Genomic DNA, 17,901 nt, shown 5'->3' with positions numbered 1-17,901 from the left:
TAGTTAGGTTGGGATGGTAATTCTGAATCGCGCGCCTTCAAGATTGCTTTCTTCAATACTTAGACTTCCGCCATAGCTACTGACAATTTCATCACATACGGCTAAGCCAATCCCTTGTCCTGGCGATTGGCTGTCGGCTCTTACGCCGCGCTGAATAATTTTTTGCCTAAGTTGTTCTTCTACGCCTGGGCCATCATCTTCGACGATCAATTCAAAATCACTCTGCTGATTAAAATGTGCTGTTACCTGTACTTGGCTAATACATAGCCTGAAGGCGTTTTCCATTAAGTTACCGCAGAGTTCCATTAAATCGCCTTTATTACCGGGAAACAATAAATTAGTCGGTATGTTGGCCTTAAATTTCACCTGTTTGTCACGGTAAATTTTAAATAGCATTTGCGCGAGTTGCTCAACAAGTGGGGCAATAGCGGTGTGTTCCTGCTTTAATCCCTGGCGACCTAACATGGCGCGTTTTAGTTGATATTTAACCAGCTGATCCATTTGGCTGATCTGCTCCATGATTTTTTCATTGGCAGATTGCTTTGTCAGACTTGTATCATCGGTAATGGCGTGAACGGCTGCAAGACGAGTTTTTAAGCTGTGCGCCAGATCGTTCATCGCGTTTTGATAGCGTTGTTGTTGGGCGCTCGATTGCTGTAATAGTTGGTTAAGCGCTTGAGTTACGCCTTCAAGCTCAACGGGGTAACCTTCTGAAAGTGACTTAGTCTTACCTTGGTTTATCGACTGCAACTCGTTTTGCATCCTTACGAGTGGACGCATCCCCCAATATGCCGCACTGACCAGCAGAATCAGTGCGAGAGCGAGCACCATGGCCAGACGGATATAGGTGCGTTTACTGAATTTGCTGTATTCCTGCTCGAGCTTAGCTGCATCTTTCATTACAAGCAGGTTGTAATGTACGCCAGCGATTTCTACTGCGAGCAAATACACAAAGTAACCTCTGTCATCGGCCATGGTGAGGTAATAGGGCGGAGAGTCGTTACGGATTTCGTTGAAACGTTCGCAGGTATCGAAGAGGCCACGGTCAACAGCGAGGGATGAGGTCCATACTTGTTTAAACTTCTCATCACAACTTGCGATTACATACCGCTCTTGCTTGTTGTTTTCCTCTAACCAAGCACTGGTATCAGGAATAAGATCATGTTCTCTAAGCTCGGCGGCAACTTGTGGAATTTCGGCGATAAGCTGGGCGGTTTCTTCGTTATAGCTATTTTGCGCATGCAGAATGTTGACCATCCAAGCGAGGCCAAACCCTACTAAGGTGATGATAGATAACGAGGTGAGAAACATCCGGGTAAGCAGACGTTTCTTGAATTTGAGCCTTAGTTGCATGGCAGATTAAATTTATATCCTTGTCCACGGATTGTGGCTATCGGATTATCAATGCCATCGCGGGTGAGTTTTTTACGTAAGCGACTCACCATCACTTCGATAGTATTAGGATCGCCTTCTTTGTCGCCATAAATGACATCTAATAGCCGCTGTTTTGCGACGACTTCATGACAATGGCGCATTAAATATTCGAGGATAAGGTACTCGAAGGCGGTGACTTCCATAATGTCATTGCCTAGCGTTACTTGTTTAGCGGCAAGATCAAGTTTTAACTCACCACTGGTAATGACAGGTTTGACAAAGCCGGCGCTACGTCTGACTAAGGCGTCAAGTCTTGCGACAAGTTCTTCTTTTTGGAAGGGTTTAACTAAATAATCGTCAGCGCCCGCATTGAGGCCTTCAACTTTATCTTGCCAATTCACCCTCGCTGTGAGGATAAGAATGGGGGCTTTAACGCCTTCTTCACGTAATTGTTGGATAAGACTAATACCATCTTGATCGGGTAAACCTAAATCCACAATGGCAACATCTATAGGGTAATTGGTTGCTTGGAAAAAACCTTCTTTGGCAGTGAGGGCCACTTGAACTTGGTTGCCCAAATCGCTTAACTGCACTTTTAGATGATGGGATAAAATAAGATCATCTTCGACAACCAAAATTCTCATAATACTCATGCCTTAACGTCGACTGGACTCAGTGTACGCAAATTATACGTGGGAGCCAAATATTGTCTTATCTTACCCACAAAGAACTTAACCTCGGCTGACCAAGGTTCGTTAGTGGTGAAAATAAGTACTAATCCATTGTCTTTAAAGTCATTATCTTTAATGTATTGTTAATGGCTATTGCCTTTATTTCGCTTTACTCCAGATGCCGTTGCCGCTCCACACTGCTCCTAAACTAAATAGCATTACGCTGCCCATGATGATCGCCAGTCTTAACCAAGGCTCTCCATGAGCGAGCCGTATCTGTACAGCATCGATTGCAGTGGTTCCCCAAACGGTGATAACACTGATAAACAATGCAGCTTGAACTATTCGAATCACAAGTGGTTGTTTAATAAGCAGGAAAAAAGGTGCTATAGCAAAAAGGCTTGTGAATACAAGCTGGTCATACCGTAAAAAATGTGCGCTTAACAGCCAAAAGGCGACAATCATCCAACTCACTCTCCACCACATAATCTTCTCCAACGCCAATATTGATGCAGGCTAATATAGCGATGTTTAAAGGACTATTCTATTTACTTGTTCACAGAATGGTGAGATTGCAGAATAAACAAGCCCAACAATGTTGGGCTTGGGATGATCAACATAAACGATAAATTATAGGGATATTTTTAATCTATTTTATGGACTTGCTCATCAAAGCTTGGGGCAACTTTGCCAGCTTGAGTATTATTAAAGACGGTTTCATTAAATTCGCCTTCTGATTTAGCGATCACGACTGTGGCCACACAATCACCAGTGACGTTTACTGCGGTACGTACCATATCCAGTAGTCGGTCGACACCAATAATTAACGCAATACCTTCAACGGGGAGGCCAACTTGGTTAAGCACCATCGCGAGCATTATGAGGCCAACACCAGGAACGCCTGCAGTACCAATCGAGGCCAGAGTCGCGGTTACAACCACCGCAGCATAATCAGTAAGGGTTAACTCAATGCCAAATACTTGAGCGATAAATACCGTTGCGACACCTTGCATAATAGCCGTGCCATCCATGTTAATGGTGGCACCTAATGGCAGGGTAAAAGAGGCGATTTTATTATCTACACCAAGTCGGTGTTCTGAGGCTTCTATGGTAATAGGTAAGGTAGCGTTAGAGCTGGCGGTGGAAAAGGCAAATAACTGTACATCGCGCATTTTGCGAATAAAGATCAATGGACTTAAACCTGAAAACACCTTAAGTAAAATGGGATATACAATAAAAGCGTGAATAAGCAATACGACGAGTACGACAAAGAAATACTGAACCACGCTGCTGAAAGTTTCTACGCCGAGAGTTAATGCAAGTTTACCCATTAGAGCAAAAACACCGTAAGGCGCAAGCTGCATAATCAGGGTCACTACGCGCATAATCACTTCGTTTAAATCTTCAAACAATACAGCAATACGTTTACCACGCTCGCCAATATGAGCGATAGCAAACCCAAAAATCACTGCAAAAATAATGATTTGCAGCATATTGCCTTCGCTCATGGCTTGCATTGGATTGGTCGGCACTATGCTGATTAATACATCAGCGAGACTCGGCGCTTCTTTTGCAACGTAATGCATTTTCTCTGACGCGAGTGAAGCATTACCCGGGTGGACTATCACTGCACTGATAATAGCTAGTACTAAGGCTATAGCGGTTGTGAATAAATAAAAGGCTAATGTTTTGCCGCCTAATCGCCCTAATTTTGAGGGTTCACTTAAGGAACATGTCCCACAGACTAAGGAAATAAATACAAGTGGAACGACTAACATTTTTAAACTTGAGATGAAAATCGTACCGATAACATGTAAAAAGCCGTTGGTAATATAGTCCTTAATAAATGCACTATCCGGAAAGTAATTACGTAGAAATAGTCCAATTGCAATACCCGTAACCATGCCGATTAAAATTTTACTGGTAAGGCCGAGTTTATGTTGTGATGAGGTTGCCATGGGGGTTCCTGTGTGTTTTTTATACGTTCTAATATTGGCGACGACAAGACTAGCAAGAAAATGCAGAAGTTTAAATGAGTTCTAATGTTAAACTAAGTTCAAAATATGCAAAATAAAATAAGAGAGTAATGGAAAAGTTACGTGAAAATTGTGTAATGTTAGCCTATAACCGTCATTCCGCAGCTAATTCCAGAATTTAAATAGTGTGATCTGGCGATCAGCTTTTCATAAAAACTACGACACCATCTTGACCGCGATCGACAGTTTTGATCTATTACTGCTATTTGACGGTCTCAAAATATGTCTACCCATCCTGTTATTAAACGCTTAGATCACCTTGGTCTCATTGCCGCCTTTTGTCACGAAATTGGCCTGCCACGGATGATAGATGCCGTTATCCCAAAATATTCTGACCACAATGTTTCTCATGGTGACGCGGTATTGGCCATGCTCCTAAATGGACTTGGCTTTCATAGCAGAACACTGCACATGTTCTCGGACTTTTTTAAGACCAAGCCTGTATCTAAGCTACTCGCCAAAGACATTGAAGCACACCACCTGACTGATGATGTACTAGGCCGCACATTAGATGCTCTATACGAAGCCGATGTCTCAGCGCTCTATCAGGTTATTGCTGAGCGTGTTGTTGATAAACTGGGCTTGACGACCGATTCTGTTCATCTTGATATCACTAGCTTCCACGTTGATGGTGAGTATGCACAAGATGAAAACACCAACGTGATTAAGCTTGTAAGAGGTTATAGTCGGGATCATAGGCCAGAGCTTAACCAAGTCGTGCTTGAACTCATCTGTGAAAACCAAGCAGGTATTCCTGTTTACATGCAAGCACTGAGTGGTAACACCAATGATGCCAAGGCATTCGCTGAAGTCACTAAAAGACACATACATTGCCTAAAAGCCGCGCAAAATAGTCGTTACTTTATCGCTGATGCCGCTTTGTACACCGAAGAAAGCATCTCCTCGCTAGATGAGCAAAATCAAAAATTCATTACCCGTGTCCCCATGACCATCAAGCTCGCAAAACAAGCACTACTTGCGCTAGAGCCAGAGCAATTAAGCACTATCGGTCATGGCTACTCAGGATGTTGGATAGACTCGGATTACGGAAAGGTCAATCAACGTTGGTTGCTCGTTCACAGTGAACAGGCCACCAAGCGGGAAGAAATCACTTTCTTCAAGAACTTAGAGAAAAACATAGCAAAAGAAATCAAAGCGTTGGAAAAGCTAAGTAAAAAACCATTCGCTTGTGAAGTTGACGCAGAATTAGCGTTTAACGATTTCAAGAAACAATGTGACTTACTTGGGTTTGAACAAGGCACTCTCATCAAACAGCCGACTTACTCTCATTCGGGCCGCCCAAAGACAGATGAAGCACCGACAGGATACCAATACTTTATCGAAGCCGCCCCCTTCACCGACCTAGAAAAAGTAAAACTGGCTAAGCTCAAAGTAGGCATGTTTATCCTCGCGACGAATGACACCGACAATGAAGCACTCACCATGGCGGCTCTTCTAGCACATTACAAATCGCAACAAAAAGTCGAGCGCGGCTTCCGTTTTCTAAAAAGCCCTGAGTTTTTAACCTCTTCCATCTTCTTGAAAAAGCCTGAGCGCATTGAAGCGTTGCTAATGATAATGACGTTGAGCTTGCTTGTTTACGCTAGTTTAGAACACAAAATCAGAGAACAACTCGCACAAACCGAAGCGTTCTTCCCAAGTATGGTAAAGAACAAGACGACCTCCAGACCGACGGCACGTTGGGTCTTCTTGCAATTCGAAGGCATAGATACGCTAGAGATTAACGGCCAAAGGTTCATCACTGGACTTCAAGATCACCAAACACAACTACTCAAATTACTCGGTAGATTCTATGAGGTAGTTTATTCCTAAATTAGCTGCGGAATGTCGGCTATAAGTTATAAGCGTCAATCTTAGTATTATCATTAGAATAACAGGGAGCCTGACAATGAAGTCAGCGTATAAGGTTTTTCTCGCAGGACTATGTTCACTTTTTTTGGTTGCATGTGGAGGCGGAGGCAGTATCTCCGATGATGGCTCTGGCACTCCTCCCACTCCCGGTGTTATTACCGTTACGATGGGGATCTCCAATACCAACATTTCAGCAAATACTCCTGCTACTGTTACCGCGAAGGTAGTGGATTCAAAAGTGGGTGCCTTAGCGGGGGAATTGGTCACTTTCAACCTAAGCAATTCAAGTATGGGATCTTTTTTCCCGACTTCGGCCACTGCATTAACAAATAGTGATGGGATTGCCTCTATTATTTTAAATACGGCAACGATTGCTGGTGCAGGGACTGTTACCGGAAAGATTGATACTGGGGAGTCCGGTAAAATTGGTTTTGTCATGGCTGGTGATGGGGGAAATGTTGGGGGAGGGGCTCAAGTTACCTTAAAACTCACTAATACGGCAGGTAATGCAATTGACAGTATTACATCTACGACACCTGGCATTTTAACTGCAACAGTAACTGGATTATCAAAAGCAGCCATTGTTACTTTTGATACAACAATTGGCGATCTACCAGTAAAAACTGCTATTACAGATATCAATGGCAAAGCTAGCGTTAATTTATATGCGGGAAGTCTTCCTGGTGCGGGTACTGCAAAAGCATCGTTGAACACGGGTGAGTTTGGTGAGCAAGTCTTTGTAGTGGGCGCTACCAATGTATTAATGGGAAGTGGCTCGCCCTTCGTGTCAGGCAAAGCAGATGTAAGTGCTACCACATTATCAGCAGGAGGAACTGCAACGATTTCTGTCCTCCTTCAGGATAGTAACGGTAATCCATTTACCGAGCCTGTGGATGTTAAATTTGCTTCAACTTGTTCAAATAAGGCGACACCAGAAGCAGTGTTAAGTACTCCTGTTACCGCTGTCGGCGGCCAAGCAACGAGTACCTATCTCGCAAAAGGATGTGTCGGTGATGATAATATTACTGTTACTGCAGATGTAGGGGGTAAAAACCTTTCCGCTACAGGTATTATTAAAGTGTTGTCAGCAAGTGTAGGTAGTATCGTTTTCGTTGATGCAACACCTCAGAATATTGGTATCAAAGGCACAGGCACTGCAGAATCTGCCACTTTGCGTTTTAGAGTGTTGGATACAAATGGCAATGCTGTAGCGAATAAATCGGTCGATTTTAAGCTTAACAATGATTCTGCTGGATTAAGCTTAACACCTGCAACTGTGACATCGAATAATCAAGGCTACGTACAAACAGTAGTGAATTCTGGTACTGTCGCAACCACGGTGCGTGTGACTGCAACGACTCAAGGGTCCAATGGGGCAATCATTTCAAGCCAATCTAATGTATTAGTCGTTTCAACGGGTAAGCCTGATCAAGACAGCTTTTCACTTTCCGCGTCAGTTTTAAACGTTGAAGGCTGGGATTATGATGGCGCTAAAGTGACTGTAACAGCCCGTTTAGCTGACGCTTTTAACAACCCTGTGCCAGATGGTACTGCTGTAGTGTTCACTGCGGAAGGTGGTTCAATTGAGAGTTCATGCCAAACAAAAAAAGGAGTGTGTTCTGTAGTTTGGACTAGTCAACAACCTCGTCCAGTTGGTGTTGCCGCTAATGGGCCTTTTTTCGATAGCATTGGTAATCGCGTTAAAGATCCTACTGCTTTATTAAAGCAAGAGGTCAATCTCGCTGGTCGAAGCTATTTTGGGAACTATTATGGCCAACCCTATGGTGGACGAGTCACTATTACTGCTACAGCAATTGGTGAAGAGTCTTTCCCTGATCTAAATAGCAACAATATTCTCGATACCGCGAATGAATTTAATTTATTTGTCGGTACCTCAACAAATTGTGGCCGTGATAACAGCGGAGACTGTTATGACTTGACCGAAGCCTACGTTGATCATAACGAAGATGGTATTTATACGCCGAAGTATATGACAGCAAGTACTACGGATACCTCCGGTGCTCGCGAAACCTTCACTGACTTTATTGATCCCGTGAATCCAACAGGACAAGGTGAGTTTAACTTAGCGGATGGAGAGTACAGCGGTGTGTTATGTGACGCTTCAGTTCCAGGGGTAAAATGTAGCCCACAAGCTTCAATTTCGGTTCGGCGCTCGCTTGTTCTTGTAATGTCAAGCAGTGAGGCTTACGCAACCAGTCTTGGAAATGTTGTGATTACTGATAATGTTGCAGGTAACAACCAAATTGATATCGGACTAAAAGGTAGCGCATCTGTTGTGTTTACTATAGCTGATATTAATAATCAGCAAATGCCTGCTGGAACAGTGGTTAACTTTAAAGCTACAGGCGCTACTGTCACGAGTTCAGGTAGTTATACTTGGCCAAGTACAAATTATAATGGTGGTAGACAGTTTGTTGTAAGCTTAAAAGGTGGCGATCAGCCCGACTCTGGTAATTTAATTGTCACAGTTACAACGCCAGGCTTAAGTGATGTTGGACTCGTAGGGACGGCATCTGAGGTGCTTAATATTCCCATCGTGGTTAAATAAGAACTAAAAAAATAAGGTGCCGATGGCACCTTATTTTTTGTTCATAAATACAATACCCGCATTGTTTTCACTGTGCGGGTGGTTGATTACTCAGCAAGTAAACCGCGGCTACGCAACAACGGTTCGATTCCTGCCTCTTTTCCACGAAATTTTTTATACATCAACATAGGGTCGTCACTGCCACCCTTAGACAAGATGTTGTTACGGAAGGCATCTGCGGTTGCTTTATCGAAAATGCCATTTTCTTTAAAGGCTTCGAAGGCATCGGCACCTAAAATATCCGACCAGAGGTAGCTGTAGTAACAGGCTGAATAACCGCCCGCGAAGATATGCGAGAAGTAAGTGCTGCGGTAACGTGGGCTGATCTCATTAATCAATCCCATGGCAGTTAAGGAGTCGGCCTCAAACTTGGCGGCATCCTTAGGCGAGGTATCGGTTAGGGTGTGCCAATCTAAATCGAGCTTTGTGGCGGCCATATATTCAACGGTCGCAAAGCCTTGGTTGAATTTGCTGGCGGCTTGGATTTTTTTCACCAGTTCCTGCGGGATCACTTCACCGGTTTTGTAGTGCTTAGCAAATTGCGCGAGCACTTCGGGCTGAGTCATCCAGTTTTCGTTGACCTGTGAAGGGAACTCCACATAGTCGCGAGGTACTGCCGTTCCGCCCTGTGAGCGATATTCAACATTGGATAACATGCCGTGCAGCGCATGGCCAAACTCATGGAACAGGGTGCTGGCTTCATCGAAGGTGAGCAACGCAGGTTCATTACCCGCTGGGCGAGGGTAGTTCAACACGTTGACTATAATGGGTTTAGAATCGACACCATTCATATGGTATTGCTTGCGGAACGAGTTCATCCAGGCGCCACCGCGTTTGCTATCACGGGTAAAATAGTCACCCATAAAGATGGCCATAAGCTTACCGTCTTTATCATACACTTCCCAGGTACGCACTTCGGGGTTGTATTTGGGTAAGTCGGTACGTTCTTTAAAGGTTAAACCATAGAGGCGATTGGCCGTGTAGAACACGCCTTTTAGGGTGCTGTCGAGGGAGAAGTAAGGACGAGTTTGCTGCTCGTTAAAGCTGTACTTCGCAACACGGATTTTGTCGGCATAGTAATCCCAATCCCAAGCTTGCAGCTTAAACTTGCCGCCTTGGCTGTCGATTAAGGCCTGCATATCTGCAACCTCAGCCTTGGCTTGGGCAAGGGCTGCTGGCCAAACTTTATTGAGTAAGCCGTAGACATTTTCAGGCGTCTTGGCGGTGCGATCTTCTAACACAAAATCCGCATGGGTTTTATAGCCCATGAGCTGCGCACGTTCGGCGCGCAGTGCGGCAATTTTTGCCAGAATGACTTTGTTATCATTGGCATTATTGTTATTACCACGCTCGATATAACCCTTATAGAGTTTTTCGCGTAGTTCGCGATTATCGGCATAAGTTAAAAATGGCGTGATAGACGGGCGTGACGTGGTAAATACCCATTTGCCTTCATGGCCACGTTTTTTCGCGGTTTCGGCGGCGGTGGCAACCACATCGGCCGGTAAACCTGATAAGTCAGCTTGCTTATCAATCACTAGCTCGAAGGCATTGGTTTCGGCTAACAGATTGTCACCAAAGGCTAAGTTAAGTTTGCCGATTTCTTCATTCAGGGCGCGCAGCTTGGTTTTATCCTGCTCGCTGAGGTTAGCACCGCCACGGGTAAATGATTTATAGGTGTCTTCCAGTAATTTGGCCTGAGCCGTGTTGAGCTTTAGGCTGTCTTTGCTGTTATAAACGGCTTTAACGCGTTGAAACAGCTTATCGTTCAATAAGATATCGTCTTCGGCCGACGATAACATTGGCGAGACTTCTTTGGAAATCGCTTGCAGCTCTGGAGTGGTATCCGCGCCAGTTAAGTTAAAGAAGACGTTGGATACGCGGGTCACGAGACCGCCCGAAAACTCCATCGCTTCAATGGTGTTGGCGAAGGTCGGCTTGTCTTTATTATCGACAATCGCTTGGATTTCTTCGTGTTGTTGAGCGATACCCGCCTTAAATGCTGGGAGGAAGTGCTCGGGCTTAATCTTATCGAAGGCCGGAATTTCCATAAAAGTATCATAGGGTTTAAAGAATGGGTTGCTGGCATTTTGGCTGATGATCTGTGCCGACATGGCATTCGGTGCGACTGCCGCCTGCGCCGCAGTATCGCTATGCTGCGCACTGCAACCGCTTAAGGCTAGGGCGAGCGTGATAGCGCTAAAGGTCAGTGTGATTGCGTGTGGTTTGAGTGTTCGCGCGTTAAGGGCCTGTGATTTTAGGCTTAGTCCCTTCATGTCAATTCCCCGTTAGGTGATTATTATTCTGTCGGATTAATGGTGTTAACAACCATTAAGCTTATTTTAAGCTGACTGTTTAGCATGTATTCGCCTAAGGGTTCCATCGATTTTGTGTTTTGTTTGTAACAAATGGTTAGCCTGCGGTTTTTAACGGAAGAACTATGGCAAACTGAGCCGCGCACTAAAGCAATATTCGGCAAAGGATAAAGCCATTGCTTGGGTGCGTTTTTATGTAAGTCCCTCATCATACAAATAATAAATAGGACCTCTATGGAATTGCTTCGGTTTAACTGTACGAGTCTCTGTCGTCGTTTTTCTTATTCCCTATTAGTCGCTGCGCTGTGGACATCGCAAGCAGCAGCGTCATCCACTAGCCTTAGCCAAGATGCGCTTAAGGTGGCCGATTATGCGGTGACCACCTATGACACGCAGATGGTTAAGAGTCTGGCGCATTTAATCAGTTTTAATACCCAAGCGGTTGAGGGGCAAACACCCGATACCAACCCCGCTTTTATTGGTTTTAAGTCGAGTTTAAAAAGCTTGAGCCAAGAACTCGGGCTCGATTATGCCGACCACGGTTATGTTGTATTGATTGGCCTCGATGCCAATGTTGTCGATGCCCAACGCTCACAGGTTGAGAAATTAGGAATCGTTACCCACGGCGATGTGCAACCCGCCAATCCCGCGCTCTGGGCCAAGAGCCCCTATGTGCTGGATACCGAGTCTGAACCTGGCAAGCTGATAGGTCGCGGCACTGAAGATGATAAAGGCGCGATTGTCACCGCCATGTATGCGATGAAGGCCATCAAAGATAAACAACTCGAACGGGAAAAACGCATTGAGCTGTTGGTGTATTTAGCCGAAGAGTCCGATTGGGATCCACTAAAAGCCTTTTTAGCCCATTACACCCTAGCGCAGATAAATATCACTATAGATGCCGAGTATCCAGTCGTCACCGCCGAAAAGGGTTGGAGTAAGATTGGCTTTACTGTGCCGAATATCGAGTCAACGCAGGAGCAGGGCGCGGCAACGAATGTTCCGAGCCTAACTGCATTTTCCGGCGGCTATTTTGCTAGCCAAGTGCCACAGCAAGCCGAGGCGCAAATTCATGCCATCACCCCAAGCTTGTTTGAACAATTACAGGCGAGCGCCGCAAAGCAGCAGGGGATGAAGTATCGATTCGAGCGTACTTGCGAGCAGGCCGTGTGCGACTTGCATATTTTTGCCGACGGTAAGGCGGCCCATTCCTCAACACCAGAAGATGGGGTGAATGCCGTGACGCATTTGGCCTCGCTACTTCAGCCATACACTTGGCCTAAAACCACTGCGGCTTTGACGGTCGCCGCCATGAATGAGTTAGTAGGGGTGGGGATTTATGCCGAGCAGTTTGGCGAACTGGCCTATAAAGATGATTTTATGGGCGCTTTAACGCTGGCCCCCACTGTTGTTGCGCAAACGAGTAAAGGGACGGAAGTCACCATTAATTTACGTCGCCCAGTGGGCAAAACGCCTGAGTTACTCTCAGCCCAAGCCAAGGACGCGCTGAACAAATGGCAAGCTGAGCATCAAGTGACACTCATCGACGTGGAAAGTTATTGGGGCGAGCCTATGGTGATGAAGGATGCACCGCATCAGCAGACTTTACTCGATGTATTTGCTCACTTTACTGGCATAGCATCACCCAAACCCGTGGCCATTGGCGGCTCAACCAACAGTAAATTATTCCCCAACGCTTTAAGTTTTGGCCCCGCCATGCCGGGCGTGGAATACACTGGCCACACCGAGAAAGAATTTATTACCCATAAACAGTTTATGCTGAATCTGAAAATGTACACCGCCGCTTTTATTGAGTTAACCGCCGCAAAATAGTGTGCTTTTTAATGGGCTTGATTAATTAAAGCGATGGGTAAAATACAACATAGGGTGAAAGGCGCTGATTTCACGCCAAAACTCATCGGTTTATAAGATAATGGCGGCTAATCCAAAATAGCCGCCATTGCATTGAATCGTTAAAACAAGATAACAACTGTTCATCTGGCGAAAAGCTTTTGCCCCAAAACGAGTTAACAAGTTTTCGGTGGAACAATAATGAACGACTTTCTGGCCTAGTAATATTCATCGTTATATCCCGTGTGATGTAATTCACTACTAACCATCAAAAAACGGGATAAGTATACCGTTGTATTCAAATTATAAGGATTGTGAACGATTTTCATCCTGCATTTGTGCGTGCTTTCTAATTTTTAAATAAATATCTTTAAAATTAATCGCTTATACTTACCAGTTCATAGATAATATGTTTTAAAAACGCGCATGTGCGTTTTTCTAGGTGGTGTATTTGAAGCAAAGCCGATAACTTCGCTGCAATACAATCAGTTAACCATGTGCAGTAATGTTATACCAATAAGGGGTGAAGGTTGAGCGAGTATTTCGAAATCGCGTATGCAGCGACATCAAGTAGATTGTGCTTATTCACTGGAACGGGATTTTCGAAATCTGTATCAGATAACCAAGCCCCTAGCTGGCAAGGACTTTTGGAGTCACTGTGTGAACTTCTTGCAAATGGAAATGATTTAAAGGCCAGCCTATTTCCAAAAGACGGTAAAAATACACTCGGATTAGAGGAGGCGGCTCAGGTTATTTCTATTGAACTGCAAAAAGTAGGTAAGAGCATCCACGAAGAAATTGCAAAGGAAATCAGTTCCATAAAGTTGATGGGGAACAATGCATCAATAGAAGATTTTCTATCAAAATGCTCTTGTCGTGTTGTTACAACCAACTATGACAAGCTTGTCGAAGAGCTAGTAGGATTTGAAGCATGTCACTCCTTGACGCCTGGCCTGCCGATTCCTAGATCGTCAGCCAGGGTCAAAGTCTATCATGTTCATGGGTCGATAGACTCTCCAGAAAATATGGTTGTTACGTCAGATGACTACTTTAAGTTTATTCATAGCGAATCGTATTTTTCGAGGAAACTAAGCACGGTGTTACATGAAAATACCGTGGTTATCTTGGGCTACTCTCTTGGAGATGCAAATCTAAAATCAATAATCAGTGATTATAAAGGGTTTTCTAAAAACCACGTTATAGGCTCGAATATATTTTTGGTGTCGCGATCAAAAGTCGATCAACCGGTTAAGGATTACTATGCGCACTGTTACGGTATTCGAGTGATTGATGAAACAGAGTGCCATGATTTTTTTAAAAAGCTAAATTCGGAAATCCCGAATGCAGAAAAGTGTGCAGAATCATCAGTAGCAAATATTAAAAAAGTGGTTTTTAATAATCATCAATTCACGAAAGGTTTTTTAAGTATTGAAAATGCATTTTACGAAATCGTATCTTCGATTGCGGCTGTCGGCGTAAGTATAAATGATAAAAAAGTGGTTAAAGCACTTGGTCAAATTATTGAATTCAAAACGGATTTGACGAATGGGTATAATGCGTGGGAGCAGTATGAACATATGGCGCGATGGTTAATATATATTGCGAGCATATTGGAGATCAGAGGAACATCAATAGAAAAGGTGTTCTTAGACGCTACTCTCAGATCTATGAACTCTATGCGTAAAGAGCTTTACATAGGTTATTCATGGCACGCTTATAACTCTTGGAATCAGCGCTGGCCGGGAATTATTGCATCAAATAGGGTTTTAATTAGAGATTATATCGTGGAGAACACCACATGGCCTGACGCTTTGCAGGTTGTAAATAGAAATTAGGTATAACAATTCGTTGCAGCCGGACAACTTTTCCGCTGTGCAACAAAGTTGCCTCAGAGTGCGGCGTTAATCCATTGAAATCTTAATCCGGAACCAACTGATTAGACTAAAAAACTAACGTGCTATTGTCCCTTAGCTTTTTACGTACATATTGCAAAATGGGTAGTTAAAATTGGCATTGGGGCACCAGTGACCGTTGGCGACATGGATGTCGCCGTCGAGCCTATAGGGATATATTCACGGCGAGTCACTGGGGAAACAATGACAATACTCCATAAATAGATATAAAGATCAATTGCTTCTGTCCCATAGTGAGTCAAGTAATAAAAGTGGACACCCAGCCTTAATAGCGCGGTAGTAAACCTCCGACTATGCTTTGGTTAAGCATTAAACAAGGAGGTTTGTATGCCGCGCCCTCGTAGAACTCAGATAAGTCTTGAAGACACTCCCTATTACCATTGCTGTAGCCGCGTTGTTCGGCGGGCTTTTTTATGTGGCGATGATAGTTACTCGGGTAAAAACTATGACCATCGCCGTGCTTGGGTGGAGTCATTATTATTTGAACTTGAAGCGGTTTTTGCTATTGATGTGGCAGCGTTTGCGGTGATGTCGAATCATCTGCATTTGGTGCTGCGGGTGGATATCGACAGTGCCAATCGTTGGACTGACCGCGAAGTGCTTGAGCAATGGCATAAGTTGTTTAAAGGCGATGAATTAACGCACAAATTCGCTAAAGGTGAGTTGGTTGAAGCGCATGAGGTGAACAGATTAAAGCATTCAATCGCTCTTTATCGCAGCCGTTTGTGTGATATTTCATGGTTTATGCGCTGCTTAAATGAACCGATTGCAAGGCAAGCAAATCAAGAAGATAACTGCACAGGTCGTTTCTGGGAAGGTCGGTTTAAATCCCAAGCATTACTCGATGAAGCCGCAGTATTAGCCTGCATGACTTACGTTGATTTAAATCCGATTAGAGCACAACTCGCTGATACACCTGAACAATCCGACCATACCAGTATTCAACTACGTATTCGGGCTGCATTAAAAGGTGAGCAGCCGAGCAATCTCCTGCCTTTTATTGGCAACGAGTGCGACAACCAACCCAATGGCATTGCGTTTGCCTTAACCGATTACCTTCAATTGGTGGATGATACCGGCCGAATCATTCGCAATGATAAACGTGGAAGCATCAGTGAAAGTAGCGCCAAGATACTGAACAGATTAAATATTCCCCATGACAATTGGCTCAAGCTGACAACCGAGTTTGGCAAACTATTTCACGGGCCAGTGGGCACGCTGCAAGAACTGAGCGATTACTGCGAACATCTCGAAAAGCGACGACGGCACTTTGCGGCAAGCTGCCAGCACTTGCGCTGCAACTGACAACGACTTATATAACTTCGAAAGTAACCCTTGCTGAGTATCCCCTAAGAACTGGGATGATTTATCTCGTCTGAAATGCCCGATTTTTTAAGGGATTAGCGCAATTTATTGCCTCAGATGCTGTCCCTATAACTTTTGATGGTTCTTTTTTAACAATGTTAACTTTTACAAGTTGTAGGCAAACTGAAAGTGCATTATGTTGTTGATTTAAAATGGGTGGCTTGATTTATCTTGGCTTGATTTATCGTTATGTTGTTGATTTAAAATGGGTGGCTTGATTTATCGTTTGATTTATCGTTAATAAAATCAGGCCGATCAGCCCAAGCAATCCAAAGATAGATGAGTACATGGATGCTGCTCGCCTTTACTTGGGAGGTAAATAATGAAGTCTATACCATATCGTGAGGGATCTTTGTTTGCGGTTCCTCTTCGAAATAATGGGTTTGCAGTAGGCGTTGTTGCGCGCATGGCAAAAAAAGGAAAAATTATCCTTGCTTATTTCTTTGGTAAGAAATTTGAAACGATTCCTTCGTTTACAGAAATTTCGATAATGCGGTCAACTGATGCGATTAAATGTCTTCGAATTGGTGACTTAGGGTTGATTAATGGCGAGTGGCTGATTCTGGGAGATATGCCTTCATGGTCGCATAAAGATTGGCCGGTGCCAACTTTTATAAGACAGGATGAGCTTACTGGGCGAGCTTGGCGCGTTATCTATTCTGATGCTGATCCAAGCAAGCTAGATAAGGAGGAATCAATCCCATATGACACAAAAGGCCTCGAAGAATCAGATCTTTATGGTTATGGTGCAGTCGAGTTGGTAATGACTAAGTTGCTAGGATAGAAATGGAGTCTTAGAAGATATCGTGTTTTATGTTTTTGGCACCTTGGCTGCATTTCCGCTGTATTTATTTGCTGGAAAAAACTTAAGCTAAAACGATTTGGTTTATATACGGTTTTATCTTCTTTTCAAATAGTTATTTTGATTGCTTTTAAGTATATATTGATGAATAGCCTAGTATAGAGTAATAGACAACAAAGCCCACGAGTGTGGGTTTTGTTTTCTCTGGAGTCAGGTAGCCAGTCCATGCTCAGTCTGTTTGCTGATTTCCTGCGCCTTCTCATGCTCTGCCTTCTGTTAGGCAAGGTATTTACTGGCCTGGGAGATAGAGTGGACATTCAAAATAGAGTTGTATATTCGCCCCAATCTATAGAGGGCTCTTTCTTGCCTGAAACTAGGCAATTTTGCCAGCGCTCAGGGCAGTCGTGACAGGTAGAAGTGGGCAGTCTTTAACAGCAATGTGCGCAACTTGGTGCAGCGCCGCCATTAAAATTGGTACTGGCACAATTGATCGCTTCTGCTGTCTATGAGTGATCGCTTCTACTGTTTTGAGCTGCTCAGTCTGCTGTGAGTTTTGACCAAATGAGTTTTTGGAGATCATTCGCTTAAGTTCATGCAACGAAAATGGATGACTTGTTTATCGGGTTTAATACTAACGTTCAATAATCGCCTTACAAATATTAATCCAAAACCAATTAATTAGAGTAAAAAATCTAACGCGCTTTTAGCCCAAAGGGAATCAGTTTCTTCTTTAAGATTAACATCCGAAATGACAGTTGAAACCAACACAAATTCAACTGTCTCTTGAAGAGTTCTTCTGGCGAAACAACTCATTGCGATAATATTTTCGCTCTAAATTAACTGTTGGAATAAATCCTGATCAGTTAACTGTATTAACTAGAGCTTGTGACTATTCCAGGGGGATGCTCGGGGTTGTAATATCAGCTTTTAGCACTAAGACAATCAAGAAAATAACGCCTAATAACGGGAATAATCCCAGTATCGCGCCTAGCATCCCTGTGAGCTTAGGATGTGTCGTTTTTTTGCGACCGAGTGAATAACTCAATATGCCGAAAAACATCATGCTAGCGAAGAGCAACAGCAAAATCAGCAAG

12 protein-coding genes are annotated in these 17,901 nt (G+C 43.9%); 6 read left to right on the top strand and 6 right to left on the bottom strand.

Going from position 1 to position 17,901, the window contains the following annotated elements; all coding sequences use genetic code 11:
• Positions 1-3: 3 nt before the first annotated feature.
• The 4 genes from CEQ32_RS06555 to CEQ32_RS06540 all read right to left on the bottom strand — a co-directional run bounded on the left by CEQ32_RS06555 (position 4) and on the right by CEQ32_RS06540 (position 4,003).
• Entirely contained in the window at positions 4-1,353 is a 1,350-nt protein-coding gene (locus CEQ32_RS06555) for an ATP-binding protein (protein ID WP_037425600.1), read from the bottom strand.
• Positions 1,344-2,018 (bottom strand): response regulator, encoded by a 675-nt coding sequence (locus CEQ32_RS06550; protein WP_011072043.1) that lies wholly within the window; start codon positions 2,016-2,018, stop codon positions 1,344-1,346. Before CEQ32_RS06550 ends, CEQ32_RS06555 begins: the two co-directional genes overlap by 10 nt.
• 186 nt (positions 2,019-2,204) lie before the next feature.
• Positions 2,205-2,531, bottom strand: a complete 327-nt coding sequence (locus CEQ32_RS06545) for a hypothetical protein (protein ID WP_037425597.1) — start codon at positions 2,529-2,531, stop codon at positions 2,205-2,207.
• Between the two features lie 158 nt (positions 2,532-2,689).
• Complete coding sequence (locus CEQ32_RS06540) at positions 2,690-4,003, bottom strand: dicarboxylate/amino acid:cation symporter (RefSeq protein WP_037417427.1); 1,314 nt, start codon at positions 4,001-4,003, stop codon at positions 2,690-2,692.
• A 300-nt stretch (positions 4,004-4,303) separates the two neighbouring features.
• Here CEQ32_RS06540 and CEQ32_RS06535 point away from each other — a divergent pair, with 300 nt between their 5' ends.
• The gene (locus tag CEQ32_RS06535; protein ID WP_011787758.1) at positions 4,304-5,914 is read left to right on the top strand and encodes an IS1634-like element ISSpu7 family transposase; all 1,611 of its coding nucleotides are present in this window, start codon (positions 4,304-4,306) and stop codon (positions 5,912-5,914) included.
• 76 nt (positions 5,915-5,990) lie between these two features.
• Positions 5,991-8,522: a hypothetical protein gene (locus CEQ32_RS06530; RefSeq protein ID WP_037425594.1), complete on the top strand. Its 2,532-nt coding sequence runs from the start codon at positions 5,991-5,993 to the stop codon at positions 8,520-8,522.
• Positions 8,523-8,608: 86 nt separating this feature from the next.
• On the opposite strand, the gene CEQ32_RS06525 is transcribed toward CEQ32_RS06530, so the two are convergent.
• Positions 8,609-10,837 carry a M3 family metallopeptidase gene (locus CEQ32_RS06525; RefSeq protein ID WP_088585727.1) on the bottom strand — a complete coding sequence of 743 codons (2,229 nt, stop codon included), beginning with the start codon at positions 10,835-10,837 and terminating at the stop codon, positions 8,609-8,611.
• 273 nt (positions 10,838-11,110) lie between these two features.
• On the opposite strand from CEQ32_RS06525, the gene CEQ32_RS06520 reads away from it, so the two are divergent.
• The 4 genes from CEQ32_RS06520 to CEQ32_RS06500 all read left to right on the top strand — a co-directional run bounded on the left by CEQ32_RS06520 (position 11,111) and on the right by CEQ32_RS06500 (position 16,789).
• Positions 11,111-12,709, top strand: a complete 1,599-nt coding sequence (locus CEQ32_RS06520) for a dipeptidase (protein WP_037425589.1) — start codon at positions 11,111-11,113, stop codon at positions 12,707-12,709.
• A gap of 548 nt (positions 12,710-13,257) precedes the next feature.
• Entirely contained in the window at positions 13,258-14,562 is a 1,305-nt protein-coding gene (locus CEQ32_RS06515) for an SIR2 family NAD-dependent protein deacylase (protein WP_037425586.1), read from the top strand.
• A gap of 405 nt (positions 14,563-14,967) precedes the next feature.
• The gene (locus CEQ32_RS06505) at positions 14,968-15,945 is read left to right on the top strand and encodes a hypothetical protein (RefSeq protein WP_037431476.1); all 978 of its coding nucleotides are present in this window, start codon (positions 14,968-14,970) and stop codon (positions 15,943-15,945) included.
• Between the two features lie 382 nt (positions 15,946-16,327).
• Positions 16,328-16,789, top strand: a complete 462-nt coding sequence (locus CEQ32_RS06500; RefSeq protein ID WP_037431474.1) for an Imm26 family immunity protein — start codon at positions 16,328-16,330, stop codon at positions 16,787-16,789.
• A 391-nt stretch (positions 16,790-17,180) separates the two neighbouring features.
• On the opposite strand, the gene CEQ32_RS06495 is transcribed toward CEQ32_RS06500, so the two are convergent.
• Positions 17,181-17,387 carry a hypothetical protein gene (locus tag CEQ32_RS06495; RefSeq protein ID WP_037431472.1) on the bottom strand — a complete coding sequence of 69 codons (207 nt, stop codon included), beginning with the start codon at positions 17,385-17,387 and terminating at the stop codon, positions 17,181-17,183.
• Positions 17,388-17,901: the final 514 nt, after the last annotated feature.

The organism is Shewanella sp. FDAARGOS_354 (genome assembly GCF_002209245.2).
GTDB lineage: Bacteria > Pseudomonadota > Gammaproteobacteria > Enterobacterales > Shewanellaceae > Shewanella > Shewanella xiamenensis.
The sequence above is the reverse complement of the archived record's forward strand: the minus strand, read 5'-3'. Positions and strand labels throughout refer to the sequence as shown.